Here is a 16,047-nt window from a genome sequence, read left to right as displayed (position 1 = left end):
CGCTCCCCGTGGGAATGAAGCCTGGGATGCTCTGCGTTCCGCCTCACTCCTGGATTCAGCCCTTCATGACCTGCGCCAGCAGCTCGTAGGAATGAATCCGGTCGGCATGCTCGTACAGGTCACAGGTGAAGATCAGCTCATCCGCGCCGGTCTGCTCCACCAGCACTTCCAGCTTGGCGCGGATCTTCTGTGGGCTGCCCACCATGGCCAGGCCAAGGAAACTGCCTACAGCGTCTTTCTCATGGGGCAGCCACAGGCCGTCCATGGTCTTGACCGGCGGGCGCTGCACCAGGCTTTGCCCACGCATCAAAGCGAGAATTCGCTGGTACACCGAGGTGGCCAGGTAATCAGCCTGTTCATCCGTATCGGCGGCCACCAACGGGATGCCGAGCATCACGTAGGGCTTGTCCAGCACGGCCGAAGGCTTGAAGTGGTTGCGATAGACGCGAATCGCTTCATGCATCAGGCGCGGTGCGAAATGTGAGGCAAAGGCGTAAGGCAAACCGCGCTCGCCCGCCAGTTGTGCACTGAACAGGCTTGAGCCCAGCAGCCACACAGGCACATTGGTGCCCGTGCCGGGTACGGCGATCACGCGCTGGTCCGGGGTGCGCGGGCCAAGGTAGGCCATCAGTTCTGCCACGTCTTCCGGGAAATCATCGGCGCTGCCGGAGCGTTCACGGCGCAGCGCGCGGGCGGTCATCTGGTCGGAGCCTGGTGCGCGGCCAAGGCCCAGGTCGATGCGGCCCGGGTACAGGCTTTCCAGGGTGCCGAACTGCTCGGCGATCACCAACGGTGCGTGGTTGGGCAGCATCACGCCACCGGAACCGACACGGATCGTCGAGGTGCCACCGGCCAGGTAACCCAGCAATACCGAGGTCGCCGAGCTGGCGATGCCGTCCATATTGTGGTGTTCGGCGACCCAGAAACGGTTGTAGCCGAATTTTTCCACGTGCTGGGCCAGGTCCAGGGAATTGCGCAGCGACTGCGCCGGGCTGCCGTTGGCACGCACGGGCACGAGGTCGAGGGTCGAGAACTTTACGTCGGACAGCGATTTCATAAGCCTGCTTCTCCAATGGGGGCGCAGGCTTCTTAGACGAACCAAAACCTGCCGCTTCATGTGCATGTCCTATGCAATGAGGGCATATACCCGAGATTCAATAGCGATGGTGAAATTTCCTACTTAATCGCTAGGTTTCTCCGACAAGATGAACTTTGCCGTGGCGTCTATCCTCAGAACCCTTACTGACGCAAAACCACCGTTCGAGGAGACCGCTATGAGTATTGTTAAAAAAGCATCCGCGCATTGGGAAGGCGACCTGAAGACTGGCCTGGGTTCCATTTCCACCGAAACCGGCGTTCTGCGTGAAGCGCCTTACGGCTTCAAGGCCCGTTTCGAAGGTGGCAAGGGCACCAACCCTGAAGAACTGATCGGCGCAGCCCATGCTGGTTGTTTCTCCATGGCGTTTTCCATGATTCTCGGCGATGCCGGGCTCAAGGCCGACAGCATCGACACCCAGGCCGAAGTGACCCTGGACCAAGTGGACGGTGGCTTTGCGATTACTGCCGTGCACCTGACCCTCAAGGCGAAGATCCCGGGCGCCAGCCAGGCGCAGTTCGATGAGCTGAGCAAAAAGGCCAAGGAAGGATGCCCCGTGTCCAAGGTACTGAATGCAACCATTACCCTGGATGGCACGCTGGTTAGTTGATGCAACCCCCTTGCAGGGGTGAGCTTGCTCGCCCCTGCAGGTGCAAGTGTGGTCGAATAGCCGATGCAGACTTAGCGTACACCCGTGCGCATGCATTCAGGGAGCTTCACACATGAAACGTTTTGTCTTGGCGATTATCTGCGGTGCGGTGGCCACGTCGGCCCTGGCTGCTGGCGAGATAAAAGATTGTAAAGAGCTCAAAGACGAGATCGAAGTCAAGATCCAGGCCAACGCCGTTCCCTCCTACACGCTCGAAATCGTCAGCAAGGAAGAAGGCGAGAAGCATGACGAGGCCATGCGTGTCGGCACCTGCGAAAACGGCACCAAAATCATTATCTACCAGAAGAACAACGACTGATCAGATGCAGTTGACGCTACGTTCTTCGGCCAGCAATTGACCCGCTTTGTTGTACAGCCGGATATTCGGGTTGTAGCCCAGTGAGCGCCCTTCCAGGCGATAGCGCTGGCCCGCCTCGAAACGGTCGTATTGCAGGGTCATGAAGCAGGTACGGTCAGTGGTTTGGCCAAACCCGCCGAAACTGCCGCCGGTAGGCACCTCGAAATCAAAACGTACCATCAGCTTATGGCTGCCAGGCGGCATTTGGAAGAAGCGCCCGTCGTTCAGGTTTTTCCCGTCCAGGCGTTGCGCCATTACCAGCTTGGCGCCGGGTGTCGGGGTAGCGAAGTCGACCCAGGCTTGGAGTGGATCAACCGGCGGTAGTGGCGTCGACGCACAGGCACTGAGAAAAATCGCGGCGACGGGAAGCAGTAGCTGACGCATGTTAAGCACTCAACTGTAGGAATGGTTTTTTGAACGGCTGCGTTCGGCAGCACGCTCCCCATGAGTATAAACACGCCACGCCATGGAAAAATTCCCCACAGGCGAGATAGTCTGGCGGGATGGTTACCGGCGAGAGGTTTTAATGATCAGGCGTTTGCTTCCCGGCTTGATGCTGCTGTTGCTCAGCGGCTGTTCCAGCGTCAGTTATTACAGCCAACTGGCAGACGGCCAATGGCAATTGCTGCGTGCCCGGGAGCCTGTCTCCGCGGTCGTCGCCGACCCGTCCCGGCCACAGGTGCTGCGCGAGCACTTGGCGCAGTCGCAGAAAGCCCGCACCTTCGCCAGCGAACACCTGCACCTGCCGGATAACCAGAGTTACCGGCTGTATGCCGATATCGGCCGCCCTTACGTGGTCTGGAACGTGTTCGCCACGCCTGAATTTTCCCTGTCCCCGCAAACCCACTGCTTCCCGATTGCCGGTTGCGTGGCCTATCGCGGCTACTACAACCAGGGCGCCGCACGCGGCCAGGCGGCTTTGTTGAAGCAGCAAGGCATGGATGTGTCGATTGGCGGCGTGGAGGCCTATTCCACCCTCGGCTGGTTCAACGACCCGATCATGAGTTCGATGATGAGCTGGGGGGACGAGCGCCTGGCCACGCTGATTTTTCATGAGCTGGCGCACCAGCGGTTTTATGTGAAGGACGACACCGAGTTCAACGAGTCGTACGCCACCTTCGTCGAGCAGGAAGGTACCCGGCAATGGCGCGCCGCCCAAGGCTTGCCGCCTGCCAGCGAGTCGGCGCTGAAGCAGCGCGACCAGTTCACCCGGCTGGTGCTCGATACCCGCAAACGCCTGGAGCAGTTGTATGCGCAGCCACTGGCGGCAGATGCCATGCGCCAGGCCAAGGCCGCTGAGTTCGAGCGCCTGCGCCGTGACTACCGGCAAATGCGCGATAGCCAGTGGGGCGGCGAAAAGCGCTATGACGCCTGGATGAACTTGCCGATGAACAACGCAAGGCTGTTGCCGTTTGGGCTGTATGACCAGTGGGTGCCGGCGTTTGCCGCGTTGTTCCGGCAGGAAGGCGGGGATTGGGCGAGGTTTTTTGTCGCGGTGGAGAAGCTGGGCGGGTTGCCGGTGGATCAGCGCAAGGCGGCCCTGAGGGCGTTGGAGGGATCCGGGCAAGTGGTTGGCCGGTAGGGCCTCATCGCGGGCAAGCCCGGCTCCCACATTTGACTGAGTTGTCTTGGCCGACCGTGATCAAATGTGGGAGCTGGCTTGCCTGCGATAGCGCATTCAAGGCCGTTGCAAAAACGCCTGATGCAGCTCGGCCAATGTTTCAAAATGCCAGGTCGGCGCCTCGGCACTCAGCTCTTCATGGCTGCCAAACCCATAACCCACCGCCGCCGAATCCAGCCCATTGCTGCGGGCCCCGATCAGGTCGTGCTTGCGGTCGCCAATCATCAAGGTGCTGGCCGGGTCCAGGCTTTCTTGCGCCATCAGGTGGGCAATCAGCTCGACCTTGTTGGTGCGGGTGCCGTCCAGCTCGCTGCCGTAGATCACCTTGAAGTGCTTGGCGAAATCAAAATGCCGGGCGATTTCCCGGGCAAATACCCAAGGCTTGGACGTGGCCACATACAGCTGGCGGCCCTGGCCGTTCAGCTCCTCAAGCAGCGGCATCACGCCGTCGAACACGCGGTTTTCGTACAAGCCGGTGACCTTGAAGCGCTCGCGGTAGAAATTCACCGCTTCCCAGGCCTTGGCTTCGTCGAAACCATAAAACTGCATGAACGCTTGCAGCAGCGGCGGGCCGATGAAGTGCTCGAGTTTGGTCAGGTCCGGCTCATCGATCCCCAGTTTGGCGAGGGCGTACTGGATCGAGCGGGTGATGCCTTCGCGCGGGTCGGTGAGGGTGCCATCGAGGTCGAACAAAACGGTCTGGTAATGCATGGGTGTCCTTGTCATTGGTCGAAGCCTTCGGCCAGGTGCAGGTCTTTGAGCTTTACGTAGTTCGCGGCGCTGTAGGTGAAAAATGCCCGTTCCTTGTCAGTCAGCGGGCGGATTTGTTTAACCGGGCTGCCAACATACAAAAAACCGCTCTCAAGTTTCTTGCCCGGCGGCACCAGGCTGCCGGCGCCGATGATCACCTCGTCTTCCACCACGGCGCCGTCCATCACAATGCTGCCCATGCCGATCAGGATCCGGCTGCCTACCGTGCAGCCATGCAGCATGACCTTGTGGGCAATGGTCACATCGTCGCCGATCAGCAGCGGGAAACCATCAGGATTGAAGGGGCCTGCGTGGGTAATGTGCAGCACGCAGCCGTCCTGCACGCTGGTGCGCGCACCGATGCGGATGCGGTGCATGTCGCCGCGGATCACCGTCAGCGGCCATACCGAGCTGTCGGTGCCGATTTCGACGTCGCCGATCACCACCGCCGATGCATCGACGAAAGCCCCGGCGGCCAGGGCCGGCGTGTGATTCTGGTAGGTGCGAAGGGTCACGATAGGCTCTCTCTCTTCTGCTGATAGCTGCGGTGGGCGTTGATTGTAATTAAGATGGCCCCATCTTTGTTCTTACATGTTTCTTCAGCCAAGGTGCCAACCGTGAGCGCGAACAACCCTCTTCTGCAGTCCTACGACCTGCCGCCGTTCTCGGCGATCCGTGCCGAACACGTACAGCCGGCCATTGAACAGATCCTCGCCGACAACCGCGTCGCCATCGAAGGCATCCTGCAAAGCCAGGGTAAAAATCCGACCTGGGCCGGGCTGGTCCTGGCCATGGACGAACTCAATGACCGCCTGGGTGCCGCCTGGAGCCCGGTCAGCCACCTGAATGCCGTGTGCAACAGCGCCGAACTGCGGGAAGCCTACGAGGCGTGCCTGCCGGCACTGAGCGCCTACTCCACCGAGATGGGCCAGAACCGCGAGTTGTTCCAGGCCTTCGACGCCCTGGCCAACAGCCCGGAAGCCGCCGGCTTCGACGTGGCGCAAAAAACCATCCTGGAACACTCCCTGCGGGACTTCCGTCTGTCGGGTATCGATTTGCCGCCTGAGCAGCAAAAGCGTTATGCCGAAGTGCAGAGCAAGCTCTCCGAACTGGGCAGCAAGTTCTCCAACCAATTGCTCGATGCCACCCAGGCCTGGACCAAGCACGTCACTGACGAAGCAACCCTCGCCGGCCTGACCGATTCCTCCAAGGCGCAAATGGCTGCGGCTGCCCAGGCCAAGGGCCTCGACGGCTGGCTGATCACCCTGGAATTCCCAAGCTACTACGCGGTGATGACCTACGCCCACGACCGCGCCCTGCGTGAAGAAATCTACGCAGCCTACTGCACCCGCGCGTCGGACCAAGGCCCGAATGCCGGTCAGAACGATAACGGCCCGGTCATGGAACAGATCCTCGACCTGCGTCAGGAGCTGGCGCAACTGCTGGGCTTCGCCTCGTTCTCCGAGCTGAGCCTGGCCACCAAAATGGCCGAATCCAGCGACCAGGTGCTGAGCTTCCTGCGTGACCTGGCCAAGCGCAGCAAGCCGTTTGCCACCCAGGACCTGCAACAGCTCAAGGCCTATGCCGCCGAACAAGGCTGCGCGGACCTGCAAAGCTGGGACAGCGGTTTCTACGGCGAAAAACTGCGTGAGCAGCGTTACAGCGTTTCCCAGGAAGCCCTGCGCGCCTACTTCCCGATCGACAAGGTACTCAGCGGCCTGTTCGCCATCGTGCAACGCCTGTATGGCATCGAGATCGCCGAGCAGAAAGGCTTCGACACCTGGCACCCGGATGTTCGCCTGTTTGAAATCAAGGAAAACGGCCAGCACGTCGGCCGCTTCTTCTTCGACCTGTATGCCCGCGCCAACAAGCGTGGGGGTGCCTGGATGGACGGCGCCCGTGACCGTCGCCGCACGGTTGATGGCGTGCTGCAAAGCCCGGTGGCCAACCTGGTGTGCAACTTCACCCCGGCCGACAGCGGCAAGCCTGCCCTGCTGACCCACAATGAAGTGACCACGCTGTTCCACGAATTCGGCCACGGCCTGCACCACCTGCTGACCCGTGTCGAGCACGCCGGCGTGTCCGGCATCAACGGCGTGGCCTGGGATGCGGTGGAGTTGCCGAGCCAGTTCATGGAGAACTGGTGCTGGGAGCCGGAAGGCCTGGCGCTGATTTCCGGTCACTATGAAACCGGTGAGCCGCTGCCACAGGACTTGCTGGAAAAAATGCTCGCGGCGAAGAACTTCCAGTCCGGCCTGATGATGGTTCGCCAGTTGGAGTTCTCGCTGTTCGACTTCGAGCTGCACGCTACCCACGGCGATGGCCGCAGTGTGCTGCAGGTGCTGGAAGGCGTGCGTGATGAGGTGTCGGTGATGCGTCCGCCCGCCTACAACCGCTTCCCCAACAGCTTCGCGCATATCTTCGCTGGCGGTTACGCCGCGGGTTACTACAGCTACAAGTGGGCGGAAGTGCTGTCGGCCGATGCCTTCTCCAAGTTCGAAGAAGATGGCGTGCTCAATGCCGAGACTGGCCGGGCGTTCCGCGAGGCGATCCTGGCCCGTGGCGGTTCCCAGGCACCGATGGTGCTGTTCGTCGATTTCCGCGGACGGGCGCCGTCGATTGACGCACTCTTGCGCCACAGCGGCCTGAGTGAGGACGCGGCAGCATGAGTGAAGCACCTGTGAAAACCAAAAAACGCTTTATCGCCGGGGCAGTCTGCCCGGCGTGCAGCGAGCCGGACAAGTTGATGATGTGGAGCGAGGACGATGTTCCGCACCGCGAATGCGTGGCTTGCGGCTATTCCGACACGCTGAATGAACAAGGTCTGTCAGTGCCCAAGGAATTGGGTACGCGGGTCAATACGTCGGCGTTGAAAGCACCGGACCCCAAGGTGCAAGCGGTGCAGTTCTTCCCTAATCCGAAGCTGAAGAAAGACTGATCGTGAAGCGCTCCCTGGGTTGATGGCTCAGGGAGCGACCACCCAGGCGGTTTTTTCCTCGGCCGGGTCTTTGGCGTTGTCCGCGGTATTCAGCCAGCTTTTCATCGAGCACAGTGCAAAGGCGCTGGTGCTGCATTCGCCGTTGGCCAGTGCGGTGCGTAACTTGTCGACATCGGCCCTCATCATGTAGCGAACGCCGTCCTTGAAGCCGCTACTGGCGCCAAAGCCGCCCAAGGTCATTTCGTTCAGCGCATCTTCCTTGCTCCATCCCTGAATCACCACCCGATACATCGCCGCCACCAGGCCGGTGCGGTCGGAGCCGTGTTTGCAGTGCATCAGCACCGGGCCGTTGGCTTCGGCATCCTGAATCGCACGCAACGCTGCGAGCACATCGGCGTCATCGACATGGTTGGTGCGATAGGACAATTGCACCTGGTTGATACCGGGTGATTTCAGCCACTTGGCATCGGACTCGGGCAGAAAGTTGATCACCGTACCGATCTTGAGCTTTTCCAATACAGGAACAGCACCGCTATCCGGCAGCGCGCTGCGATAGAGCGTGGGCGTCATCTGATACAGGTTGTATTGATTGCCCACCGGCTGGGCCCATTCCAACGAACGAATGGGCGTGAGCTCTTCGGCCTGGGACGGTGCGGTGGTGAACAGCGCCATGAACACGAGGCTGACGGCAGGCAGCAATTGATTCTTGAACATGCGCGATGTAACCGAATAGGGAAGGGGCTGATGGGGCCCAGATTCGCCTACAGGGGGTCAATGCCGTGTGAGGTACTCGTCAAAGAATCGTGAATAAGCCGGCTCCGGGCAGATTTTTTCGCGCTGAAACGATTTTCCCCAATCCTTAGCCTGCTATCCTTTGTAACTATTGATTGCTGCTGTGTTCTATCCCCTTGGGTCCTTTGGATCCCATTTACTGCCAAAACTATAAGTCGTTCCTCGAAGCGGCTGATAAATCCGTGACCACATGATGAGGTGCCACCATGTCTGATCAAGATCAAGACAACCCCCGGCGTGAGTTTTTACGCAAATCCTTGACCTTGATCCCCGTGGTCACTGTCGCCAGCACGGGCCTGGGCGGTTCGATGCTGATGGCGGTTCCCGAACCGGCTCAAGCCAGCCCGGAGAAGGCGCCCGTCAGCAGCAAGGCCTATGAGCCGAGCTATTTCACTGCCGAGGAATGGGCCTTTATCAACGCGGCCGTTGCGCGCCTGATCCCGGCGGACGACCAGGGCCCAGGCGCCCTGGAAGCCGGTGCGCCGGAATACATCGACCGTCAGATGAACACGCCGTACGCGGCTGGCGCCCTGTGGTTCATGCAAGGCCCGTTCAATGCCGACGCGCCGCCTGAAATGGGCTGGCAGAGCAAATTGGTGCCCAAGGAGATCTATCGCTTGGGCATTGCTGCCACGGATGCCTGGTCGAAAGCGATGAACGGTAAGCTATTTGCCGAGCAAGACAGCGCTACCCAGGAAAAGTTGTTGCAGCGCCTGGAGGCCGGCGACGCGCAGTTCGACAGCGTCCCGCCGAAGATTTTCTTCAATCTGTTGCTGCAAAACACCAAGGAAGGGTTCTTTTGCGACCCGGTCCACGGTGGCAACAAAGGCATGGTCGGCTGGACCATGATCGGCTTCCCCGGCGCCCGCGCCGATTTCATGGATTGGGTTGAACGCAACGAGCAATACCCCTTCCCGGCTGTTTCGATCCGTGGCGAGAGGGCGTAAACGTGGCGACCATCATGAAGAAAGTGGATGCAGTGATTGTCGGCTTTGGCTGGACCGGCGCGATCATGGCCAAGGAGCTGACGGAAGCAGGCCTCAACGTGGTAGCGCTGGAGCGCGGCCCGATGCAGGACACCTACCCGGACGGCAACTATCCCCAGGTCATCGACGAACTGACCTACAGCGTGCGTAAAAAGCTCTTCCAGGACATCTCCAAGGAAACCGTGACCATTCGCCATAGCGTGAATGACGTGGCGATGCCCAACCGCCAACTGGGCGCTTTCCTGCCTGGCAACGGTGTCGGCGGTGCAGGCCTGCACTGGTCCGGCGTGCACTTTCGGGTGGACCCAATCGAGTTGCGCATGCGCAGCCATTACGAAGAGCGCTACGGGAAAAACTTCATTCCCAAGGACATGACCATCCAGGATTTCGGCGTCAGCTATGAAGAGCTGGAACCATTCTTCGACTATGCCGAGAAAGTCTTCGGCACCTCCGGGCAAGCCTGGACGGTGAAAGGCCAGTTGGTGGGCGAAGGCAAGGGCGGCAACCCTTATGCGCCGGATCGCTCGAACCATTTCCCGCTGGAATCGCAGAAGAACACCGTCTCTGCACAGCTGTTCCAGAAGGCCGCCACGGCCGTGGGGTACAAGCCCTACAACCTGCCTTCCGCGAATACATCGGGGCCGTACACCAACCCTTACGGTGCCCAGATGGGCCCGTGCAACTTCTGCGGCTTCTGCAGCGGTTATGTCTGCTACATGTATTCCAAGGCTTCGCCGAACGTGAACATCCTGCCGGCCTTGCGCCAGGAACCCAAGTTCGAACTGCGGCCCAATTCCCACGTGCTGAAGGTCAATCTCGACAGCACCAGGAGCAAGGCGACCGGCGTGACGTATGTCGACGCCCAGGGGCGGGAATGCGAGCAGCCGGCGGACCTGGTGATCCTCGGTTCCTTCCAGTTCAACAACGTGCGCCTGATGCTGCTGTCGGGCATCGGCAAACCCTACGACCCGATCTCCGGTGAGGGCGTGGTGGGCCGCAACTTCGCCTACCAGAACATGGCCACCATCAAGGCGTTCTTCGACAAGGACGTGCACACCAACAACTTCATCGGTGCCGGCGGCAATGGCGTGGCGGTCGATGACTTCAACGCCGACAACTTCGACCATGGGCCTCACGGCTTTGTGGGCGGCTCGCCGATGTGGGTCAACCAGGCGGGCAGCCGGCCGATTGCGGGCACCTCCAACCCGCCGGGCACGCCGGCCTGGGGCAGTGCGTGGAAGCGCGCCACGGCTGATTACTACACTCACCAGGTGTCGATGGATGCCCATGGCGCCCACCAATCCTACCGTGGCAACTACCTCGACCTGGACCCGGTTTACCGCGATGCCTACGGCCTGCCGCTGCTGCGCATGACCTTCGACTGGCAGGAAAACGACATCAAGATGAACCGCTTCATGGTCGAAAAAATGAGCAAGATCGCCGAAGCGATGAACCCCAAGGCGATTGCCTTGCTGGGCAAAAAGGTGGGCGAGCACTTCAACACCGCGTCCTACCAGACCACCCACCTCAACGGTGGCGCGATCATGGGCACCGACCCGAAAACCAGTGCCTTGAACCGCTACCTGCAGTGCTGGGACGTACACAACGTGTTTGTCCCGGGCGCTTCCGCGTTCCCACAAGGCTTGGGCTACAACCCTACGGGCCTGGTGGCGGCATTGACCTACTGGTCGGCGCGGGCAATTCGCGAGCAGTACCTGAAAAACCCCGGCCCACTGGTTCAGGCATAAGGAGCGATGACCATGAAAGCATTTGTTATCGCGTCCCTGGCTTTGTTCAGCAGCTGCTCGGTGAGTGCGGCTGAAACCGATCTGGTCAAACAGGGTGAATACCTGGCTCGCGCCGGTGACTGCGTGGCCTGCCACACCGCCAAGGGCGGCAAACCGTTCGCCGGTGGCCTGCCGATGGAAACCCCGATCGGCACCATCTACTCCACCAACATCACCCCGGATAAAACCGGCCTGGGCGACTACAGCTTCGAAGACTTCGACCAGGCTGTGCGCCATGGCGTCGCCAAGGACGGTAGTACGCTTTACCCGGCGATGCCCTACCCGTCTTACGCGCGGGTCAGCGAAAGCGACATGCAGGCGCTGTACGCGTACTTCATGAAGGGCGTGGAGCCGGTGGCGCAGGTGAACAAGGACAGCGACATTCCCTGGCCGTTGAGCATGCGTTGGCCGTTGGCCGGGTGGCGCTGGATGTTCGCCCCCAAGGTTGAGGACTACCAGGCCCAGGCGGGCGCCGACCCGGTGATCAGCCGTGGCGCTTATCTGGTAGAGGGCCTTGGCCACTGCGGTGCCTGCCATACGCCACGGGCCCTGACCATGCAGGAAAAATCCCTGAGTGCGTCGGATGGCAGCGCTTTCCTGTCCGGCAGTGCGCCGCTGGAAGGCTGGATTGCCAAAAGCCTGCGGGGCGACCACAAGGACGGCCTGGGTAGCTGGAGCGAAGACCAACTGGTGCAATTCCTCAAGACCGGGCGCAGTGATCGCAGCGCGGTGTTTGGCGGCATGAGCGACGTTGTGGTCCACAGCATGCAGTACATGTCGGAAGAGGACCTGACGGCTATCGCCCGTTACCTCAAGACCCTGCCGGCGGTGGATCCCAAGGATCAGCCGCACCAGTACGACAAGCAGGTCGCCGATGCGCTGTGGAAGGGTGATGACAGCAAGCCGGGTGCCTCGGTGTACATCGACAACTGCGCGGCCTGCCACCGTACCGACGGCCACGGCTACACCCGCGTGTTCCCGGCGCTGGCGGGCAACCCGGTATTGCAGACGGCGGATGCCACCTCGTTGATCAACATCGTGTTGAACGGCGGCACGTTGCCGGCGACGCATACGGCACCTTCGACCTTCACCATGCCGGCGTTTGCCTGGCGGCTGTCGGATCAGGAGGTGGCGGATGTGGTCAGTTTCGTTCGGGGCAGCTGGGGTAACAAAGGCGCGCCGGTGAAAGCCAGTGACGTGGCGAACGTGCGCAAGAATGATATGCAGACCACCTCCGGTGATGACCTTGGCCAGGTGACCTCCAAGCATTGATTGAAGGTTGGCCGCCCAACGGCACTGGTCAGAAACCTTGCGCCTCTATACTGTATAAAAAAACAGTATAGAGGCGCTTTCATGTCCACTCCTCTGCCGCCTCGCGGGCGCGGCACGGCCACCAACCTGCACAACCGTTTTGCGCCCACCGTCAGCGTGGCGGAAGACGACGGCTGGTATCAGGAAGTGCCACAGACCCAGGGCACCGAAGTCCGTATCGAAACCGCGAAAACCATCATCACCCGCAACAGCTCGCCGGATATCCCGTTTGATCGGGCGATCAACCCGTATCGCGGCTGCGAGCACGGCTGTATCTACTGCTATGCGCGGCCCAGCCACGCATATTGGGACCTGTCGCCGGGGCTGGACTTCGAAACCAAGCTGATCGCCAAAACCAACGCCGCCGACGTGCTGGAGCAGCAATTGTCGAAACCGGGCTACAGCTGCGCGCCGATCAACCTGGGCTCCAACACCGACCCGTACCAGCCGATCGAGCGCGAGTACAAGATCACCCGGCAAACCCTCGAAGTGCTGCTGCGCTACCGTCATCCGGTGACGATCATTACCAAGGGCTCGCTGATCCTGCGGGACCTCGACCTGCTGACAGCGCTGGCGCAGCAGCGGCTGGTGGCGGTGATGATCAGCCTCACCAGCCTGGACGACGAACTCAAGCGCATCCTCGAACCGCGCACGGCTGCACCCAAGGCCCGGCTGCGGGCGATCCGGGTGATGCGTGAGGCGGGGATACCGGTAGGCGTGTTGTGTTCGCCGATGATCCCGATGATCAACGACAGCGAGCTGGAAAGCCTGCTGGCCGAAGCTCATGCCGCGGGGGCACAGAGCGCGGCGTACATGATGCTGCGTTTGCCTCTGGAGGTGGCGCCGCTGTTTGAGGAATGGCTGGCGGCCCATTACCCGCAGCGCGCGGCCCATGTGATGAGCCTGGTGCGGCAGGTGCGCGGCGGTGAGGTCTACGACAGCCGCTTCGGTGTACGCATGCGTGGCGAAGGGCCGTTTGCCGATTTGCTGGCGCAACGTTTCGCCAAGGCGATCAAACGATTGGGGCTCAACCGACGGGAAAGGTTTAATCTGGACTGCACGACGTTTTGTCCGCCGGGCAGACAGATGGCTTTATTGTAAACTGCTGGATAAGCGTACTTTTCTGTAGCAATAGTCGCGTTTTGATATCACTGAAAGCCCTGATCTAGAGCGGTTCATTCAGTTTGAGTTAAGTTTCGGCGGGTACCTTGTTCATCGAGTGACTAATGAGTCGGCGTTTCAGTTCGGGCGCCGGCCGCACTGGAAAACTCCCCTGCTCCAACCAAGAGGATGAATTATGAGTGACAAGGATAAACAGCCGTTGGCTGCGTCGGCTTCAGCCCCTCACGAGGCGGAATCCGCCGATGCAGCGCTGCAGCACATCGTTGAAGGCTTTTTGCATTTCCATAACGAGATCTTCCCCCAGCAGGAAGAGCTCTTCAAAAAACTCGCCACGGCCCAGAGCCCGCGGGCGATGTTCATTACCTGCGCCGACTCGCGCATCGTTCCCGAACTGATCACCCATAGCTCCCCTGGGGATTTGTTCGTGACCCGTAACGTCGGTAACGTCGTGCCGCCTTATGGGCAGATGAACGGCGGTGTTTCCACGGCTATCGAGTACGCCGTACTGGCCCTTGGTGTGCAGCACATCATCATTTGCGGCCACTCCGATTGCGGCGCCATGCGCGCGGTGCTCAACCCCCAAAGCCTGGAAAAAATGCCCACGGTAAAGGCCTGGCTGCGCCACGCCGAGGTCGCCAAGACCATGGTCCAGGACAACTGCGATTGCGCCAACGAACACGAAAGCATGCACGTGCTGACCGAAGAAAACGTGATCGCCCAACTGCAGCACCTGCGCACTCATCCCTCCGTGGCCTCGCGCATGGCCAACGGGCATCTGTTTATCCATGGCTGGGTCTACGACATCGAAACCAGCGAAATCAGGGCCTACGATGCGGATCAGGCAGCGTTCCTGCCCTTGAACGGTACCCAGCCGATTCCATCCGCGACGCCTAAAGCGCGCTTCTAAAACAATCCCCTGTCGGGTAACGCGATGGCTGCCGTTCGAGCAGCCAGGCCTTGCCACGCCCGGCGAATGCCTCGGGAGAGTCATTATGCGTGCTGCTCAATTGAAAGCTGTGCTGCCACGGGAGCTGCTGGCTTCCGTGGTTGTGTTTCTGGTCGCCCTGCCGCTGTGCATGGGGATCGCCATCGCGTCCGGAATGCCTCCGGCCAAAGGCTTGATCACCGGGATCATCGGTGGCCTGGTGGTCGGTTGGCTGGCGGGGTCGCCGTTGCAAGTCAGCGGTCCGGCGGCAGGTTTGGCGGTGTTGGTGTTCGAACTGGTTCGCCAGCATGGCATGGCCATGCTCGGGCCGATCCTGTTGCTGGCGGGCTTCCTGCAATTGGTGGCCGGGCGTTTGCGCCTGGGCTGCTGGTTTCGCGTAACTGCGCCTGCAGTGGTGTACGGGATGCTGGCGGGGATCGGGGTGCTGATTGTCCTGTCGCAAGTACACGTGATGCTCGACGGTGTGCCAAAGCCCTCGGGGCTGGATAATCTCGCCGGCTTCCCTGCGGCATTGATCCAGGCGATCCCCACATTGGGCGGCGGGCTCGGCTGGCAGGCCGGTTTGCTCGGGCTGTCGACGATTATGGTGATGTGGCTGTGGGACAAGTTCCGCCCGCAAAAGCTGCGCTTCGTCCCCGGCGCCCTGCTCGGCGTGGGTTTGGCGACAGGCACCAGCCTGGTGCTGGCGTTGCAGGTCAAGCGGGTGGAGGTGCCGGAAAACCTCGCGGATGCCATCGATTGGCTGCGCCCCAGCGACCTGCTGAACCTGGCGGATCCCAATCTGTTGATCGCGGCCTTCGCCGTGGCATTTATCGCCAGCGCTGAAACGCTGCTTTCGGCGGCGGCAGTCGACCGTATGCACAGTGGCCAGCGTTCCGACTTCGACAAGGAATTGTCGGCACAAGGCGTGGGCAACATGCTGTGTGGCCTGGTCGGCGCCCTGCCGATGACCGGTGTGATCGTGCGCAGTTCGGCCAACGTCCAGGCCGGCGCTACCACGCGTTTGTCGGCGATGTTCCACGGCTTGTGGCTGCTGGCGTTCGTGCTGTTGCTGTCCAGTGTGCTGCAAAGCATTCCGGTGGCAAGCCTGGCGGGTGTGCTGGTGTACACCGGGATCAAGCTGGTGGACATGAAGGCGTTTCGTGGCCTGGCGCGCTACGGGCGAATGCCGATGTTTACCTACGCGGCGACGGCGCTGGCGATCATCTTTACCGACCTGCTGACGGGTGTGTTGGTGGGCTTCGGGTTGACGCTGGTGAAGCTGGCGTTCAAGGCCTCACGCTTGAAGATAAGCCTGATCGACCTGCCGCAGGAGGGCGAGATGGAGCTGCGATTGACGGGGGCCGGGACCTTTCTCAAGGTGCCTGCATTGACCCAGGTGCTGTCGACGGTACCCGCCGGGACCACCTTGCATGTGCCGCTCAGTAACCTGAGTTATATCGACCACTCCTGCCTTGAGCTATTGGAGGAATGGGGTCGGGCCAATGCGGCCAAGGGCTCGAAGCTGATGATCGAGGCGCGGGGGTTGAAACGCAGGTTGGAAGGCAGAGTCAGGACGACGACCGGAATAGGCTCGGCGCCGTCTGTTGGCTGACAAAACCGGATCAAAATGTGGGAGCGGGCTTGCTCGCGAAGGCGCAGTGTCAGTCACTGAATGTGTTTCTGATACACCGCTTTCGCGAGCAAGCCCG

The 16,047-nt window shown here is 60.9% G+C and carries 16 protein-coding genes; 11 read left to right on the top strand and 5 right to left on the bottom strand.

Annotated features, from left to right (window positions below; genetic code table 11):
* Window positions 1–55 precede the first annotated feature (55 nt).
* A complete protein-coding gene (locus HX811_RS27265; RefSeq protein ID WP_087694564.1) occupies window positions 56–1,057 on the bottom strand; it encodes an LLM class flavin-dependent oxidoreductase in 1,002 nt (333 codons plus the stop codon).
* Window positions 1,058–1,274: 217 nt separating this feature from the next.
* Here HX811_RS27265 and HX811_RS27260 point away from each other — a divergent pair, with 217 nt between their 5' ends.
* Together HX811_RS27260 and HX811_RS27255 are read left to right on the top strand one after the other, a co-directional pair.
* Window positions 1,275–1,706: an OsmC family protein gene (locus HX811_RS27260; RefSeq protein ID WP_008439587.1), complete on the top strand. Its 432-nt coding sequence runs from the start codon at window positions 1,275–1,277 to the stop codon at window positions 1,704–1,706.
* Between the two features lie 112 nt (window positions 1,707–1,818).
* Window positions 1,819–2,064: a DUF1161 domain-containing protein gene (locus HX811_RS27255; RefSeq protein ID WP_177048240.1), complete on the top strand. Its 246-nt coding sequence runs from the start codon at window positions 1,819–1,821 to the stop codon at window positions 2,062–2,064.
* Here HX811_RS27255 and HX811_RS27250 read toward each other — a convergent pair whose 3' ends face one another.
* Window positions 2,065–2,487: a hypothetical protein gene (locus tag HX811_RS27250; RefSeq protein ID WP_177048238.1), complete on the bottom strand. Its 423-nt coding sequence runs from the start codon at window positions 2,485–2,487 to the stop codon at window positions 2,065–2,067.
* A 142-nt stretch (window positions 2,488–2,629) separates the two neighbouring features.
* Here HX811_RS27250 and HX811_RS27245 point away from each other — a divergent pair, with 142 nt between their 5' ends.
* Window positions 2,630–3,685 carry an aminopeptidase gene (locus HX811_RS27245; RefSeq protein WP_177048236.1) on the top strand — a complete coding sequence of 352 codons (1,056 nt, stop codon included), beginning with the start codon at window positions 2,630–2,632 and terminating at the stop codon, window positions 3,683–3,685.
* 96 nt (window positions 3,686–3,781) lie between these two features.
* On the opposite strand, the gene HX811_RS27240 is transcribed toward HX811_RS27245, so the two are convergent.
* Together HX811_RS27240 and HX811_RS27235 are read right to left on the bottom strand one after the other, a co-directional pair.
* Complete coding sequence (locus tag HX811_RS27240) at window positions 3,782–4,435, bottom strand: HAD family hydrolase (RefSeq protein ID WP_177009008.1); 654 nt, start codon at window positions 4,433–4,435, stop codon at window positions 3,782–3,784.
* An 11-nt stretch (window positions 4,436–4,446) separates the two neighbouring features.
* Window positions 4,447–4,989, bottom strand: a complete 543-nt coding sequence (locus HX811_RS27235) for a gamma carbonic anhydrase family protein (RefSeq protein ID WP_003214876.1) — start codon at window positions 4,987–4,989, stop codon at window positions 4,447–4,449.
* A gap of 102 nt (window positions 4,990–5,091) precedes the next feature.
* On the opposite strand from HX811_RS27235, the gene prlC reads away from it, so the two are divergent.
* Both prlC and HX811_RS27225 read left to right on the top strand, forming a co-directional pair.
* The gene (prlC, locus tag HX811_RS27230) at window positions 5,092–7,143 is read left to right on the top strand and encodes an oligopeptidase A (RefSeq protein WP_003214874.1); all 2,052 of its coding nucleotides are present in this window, start codon (window positions 5,092–5,094) and stop codon (window positions 7,141–7,143) included.
* Window positions 7,140–7,412: a YheV family putative zinc ribbon protein gene (locus tag HX811_RS27225; protein WP_003214872.1), complete on the top strand. Its 273-nt coding sequence runs from the start codon at window positions 7,140–7,142 to the stop codon at window positions 7,410–7,412. The genes prlC and HX811_RS27225 overlap by 4 nt, the downstream gene beginning before the upstream one ends.
* A 27-nt stretch (window positions 7,413–7,439) precedes the next feature.
* Here HX811_RS27225 and HX811_RS27220 read toward each other — a convergent pair whose 3' ends face one another.
* Window positions 7,440–8,126, bottom strand: a complete 687-nt coding sequence (locus HX811_RS27220) for a tyrosine-protein phosphatase (RefSeq protein ID WP_003214870.1) — start codon at window positions 8,124–8,126, stop codon at window positions 7,440–7,442.
* A 284-nt stretch (window positions 8,127–8,410) separates the two neighbouring features.
* On the opposite strand from HX811_RS27220, the gene HX811_RS27215 reads away from it, so the two are divergent.
* The 6 genes from HX811_RS27215 to HX811_RS27190 all read left to right on the top strand — a co-directional run bounded on the left by HX811_RS27215 (window position 8,411) and on the right by HX811_RS27190 (window position 15,950).
* Window positions 8,411–9,151, top strand: coding sequence for a gluconate 2-dehydrogenase subunit 3 family protein (locus tag HX811_RS27215; RefSeq protein WP_003214869.1), 741 nt, complete (start codon window positions 8,411–8,413; stop codon window positions 9,149–9,151).
* 2 nt (window positions 9,152–9,153) lie between these two features.
* Window positions 9,154–10,938 carry a GMC family oxidoreductase gene (locus tag HX811_RS27210; RefSeq protein ID WP_003214867.1) on the top strand — a complete coding sequence of 595 codons (1,785 nt, stop codon included), beginning with the start codon at window positions 9,154–9,156 and terminating at the stop codon, window positions 10,936–10,938.
* Between the two features lie 12 nt (window positions 10,939–10,950).
* Window positions 10,951–12,249 (top strand): cytochrome c, encoded by a 1,299-nt coding sequence (locus tag HX811_RS27205; protein WP_177048234.1) that lies wholly within the window; start codon window positions 10,951–10,953, stop codon window positions 12,247–12,249.
* Window positions 12,250–12,330: 81 nt separating this feature from the next.
* A complete protein-coding gene (locus tag HX811_RS27200; protein ID WP_177048232.1) occupies window positions 12,331–13,389 on the top strand; it encodes a PA0069 family radical SAM protein in 1,059 nt (352 codons plus the stop codon).
* Window positions 13,390–13,585: 196 nt separating this feature from the next.
* On the top strand, window positions 13,586–14,317 hold the full coding sequence (locus HX811_RS27195) for a carbonic anhydrase (RefSeq protein WP_003214859.1): 732 nt from the start codon (window positions 13,586–13,588) through the stop codon (window positions 14,315–14,317).
* An 85-nt stretch (window positions 14,318–14,402) separates the two neighbouring features.
* Window positions 14,403–15,950 (top strand): SulP family inorganic anion transporter, encoded by a 1,548-nt coding sequence (locus HX811_RS27190; protein WP_177048230.1) that lies wholly within the window; start codon window positions 14,403–14,405, stop codon window positions 15,948–15,950.
* Window positions 15,951–16,047: the final 97 nt, after the last annotated feature.

It is taken from the genome of Pseudomonas sp. F8002 (genome assembly GCF_013385495.1).
Classification (GTDB): Bacteria; Pseudomonadota; Gammaproteobacteria; order Pseudomonadales; family Pseudomonadaceae; genus Aquipseudomonas.
Note: the sequence above shows the minus strand (reverse complement) of the source record. Positions and strands in the feature narration are given on the sequence as shown.

Excerpts from the sequence above, each read along its gene's own strand:
- HX811_RS27220 (WP_003214870.1), bottom strand. The coding sequence starts at position 8,126 with ATGTTCAAGAATCAATTGCTGCCTGCCGTCAGCCTCGTGTTCATGGCG.
- HX811_RS27250 (WP_177048238.1), bottom strand. The coding sequence starts at position 2,487 with ATGCGTCAGCTACTGCTTCCCGTCGCCGCGATTTTTCTCAGTGCCTGT.
- HX811_RS27205 (WP_177048234.1), top strand. The coding sequence starts at position 10,951 with ATGAAAGCATTTGTTATCGCGTCCCTGGCTTTGTTCAGCAGCTGCTCG.
- HX811_RS27215 (WP_003214869.1), top strand. The coding sequence starts at position 8,411 with ATGTCTGATCAAGATCAAGACAACCCCCGGCGTGAGTTTTTACGCAAA.
- HX811_RS27200 (WP_177048232.1), top strand. The coding sequence starts at position 12,331 with ATGTCCACTCCTCTGCCGCCTCGCGGGCGCGGCACGGCCACCAACCTG.
- HX811_RS27190 (WP_177048230.1), top strand. The coding sequence starts at position 14,403 with ATGCGTGCTGCTCAATTGAAAGCTGTGCTGCCACGGGAGCTGCTGGCT.
- HX811_RS27225 (WP_003214872.1), top strand. The coding sequence starts at position 7,140 with ATGAGTGAAGCACCTGTGAAAACCAAAAAACGCTTTATCGCCGGGGCA.
- HX811_RS27265 (WP_087694564.1), bottom strand. The coding sequence starts at position 1,057 with ATGAAATCGCTGTCCGACGTAAAGTTCTCGACCCTCGACCTCGTGCCC.
- HX811_RS27260 (WP_008439587.1), top strand. The coding sequence starts at position 1,275 with ATGAGTATTGTTAAAAAAGCATCCGCGCATTGGGAAGGCGACCTGAAG.
- HX811_RS27255 (WP_177048240.1), top strand. The coding sequence starts at position 1,819 with ATGAAACGTTTTGTCTTGGCGATTATCTGCGGTGCGGTGGCCACGTCG.
- HX811_RS27240 (WP_177009008.1), bottom strand. The coding sequence starts at position 4,435 with ATGCATTACCAGACCGTTTTGTTCGACCTCGATGGCACCCTCACCGAC.
- HX811_RS27245 (WP_177048236.1), top strand. The coding sequence starts at position 2,630 with ATGATCAGGCGTTTGCTTCCCGGCTTGATGCTGCTGTTGCTCAGCGGC.
- HX811_RS27195 (WP_003214859.1), top strand. The coding sequence starts at position 13,586 with ATGAGTGACAAGGATAAACAGCCGTTGGCTGCGTCGGCTTCAGCCCCT.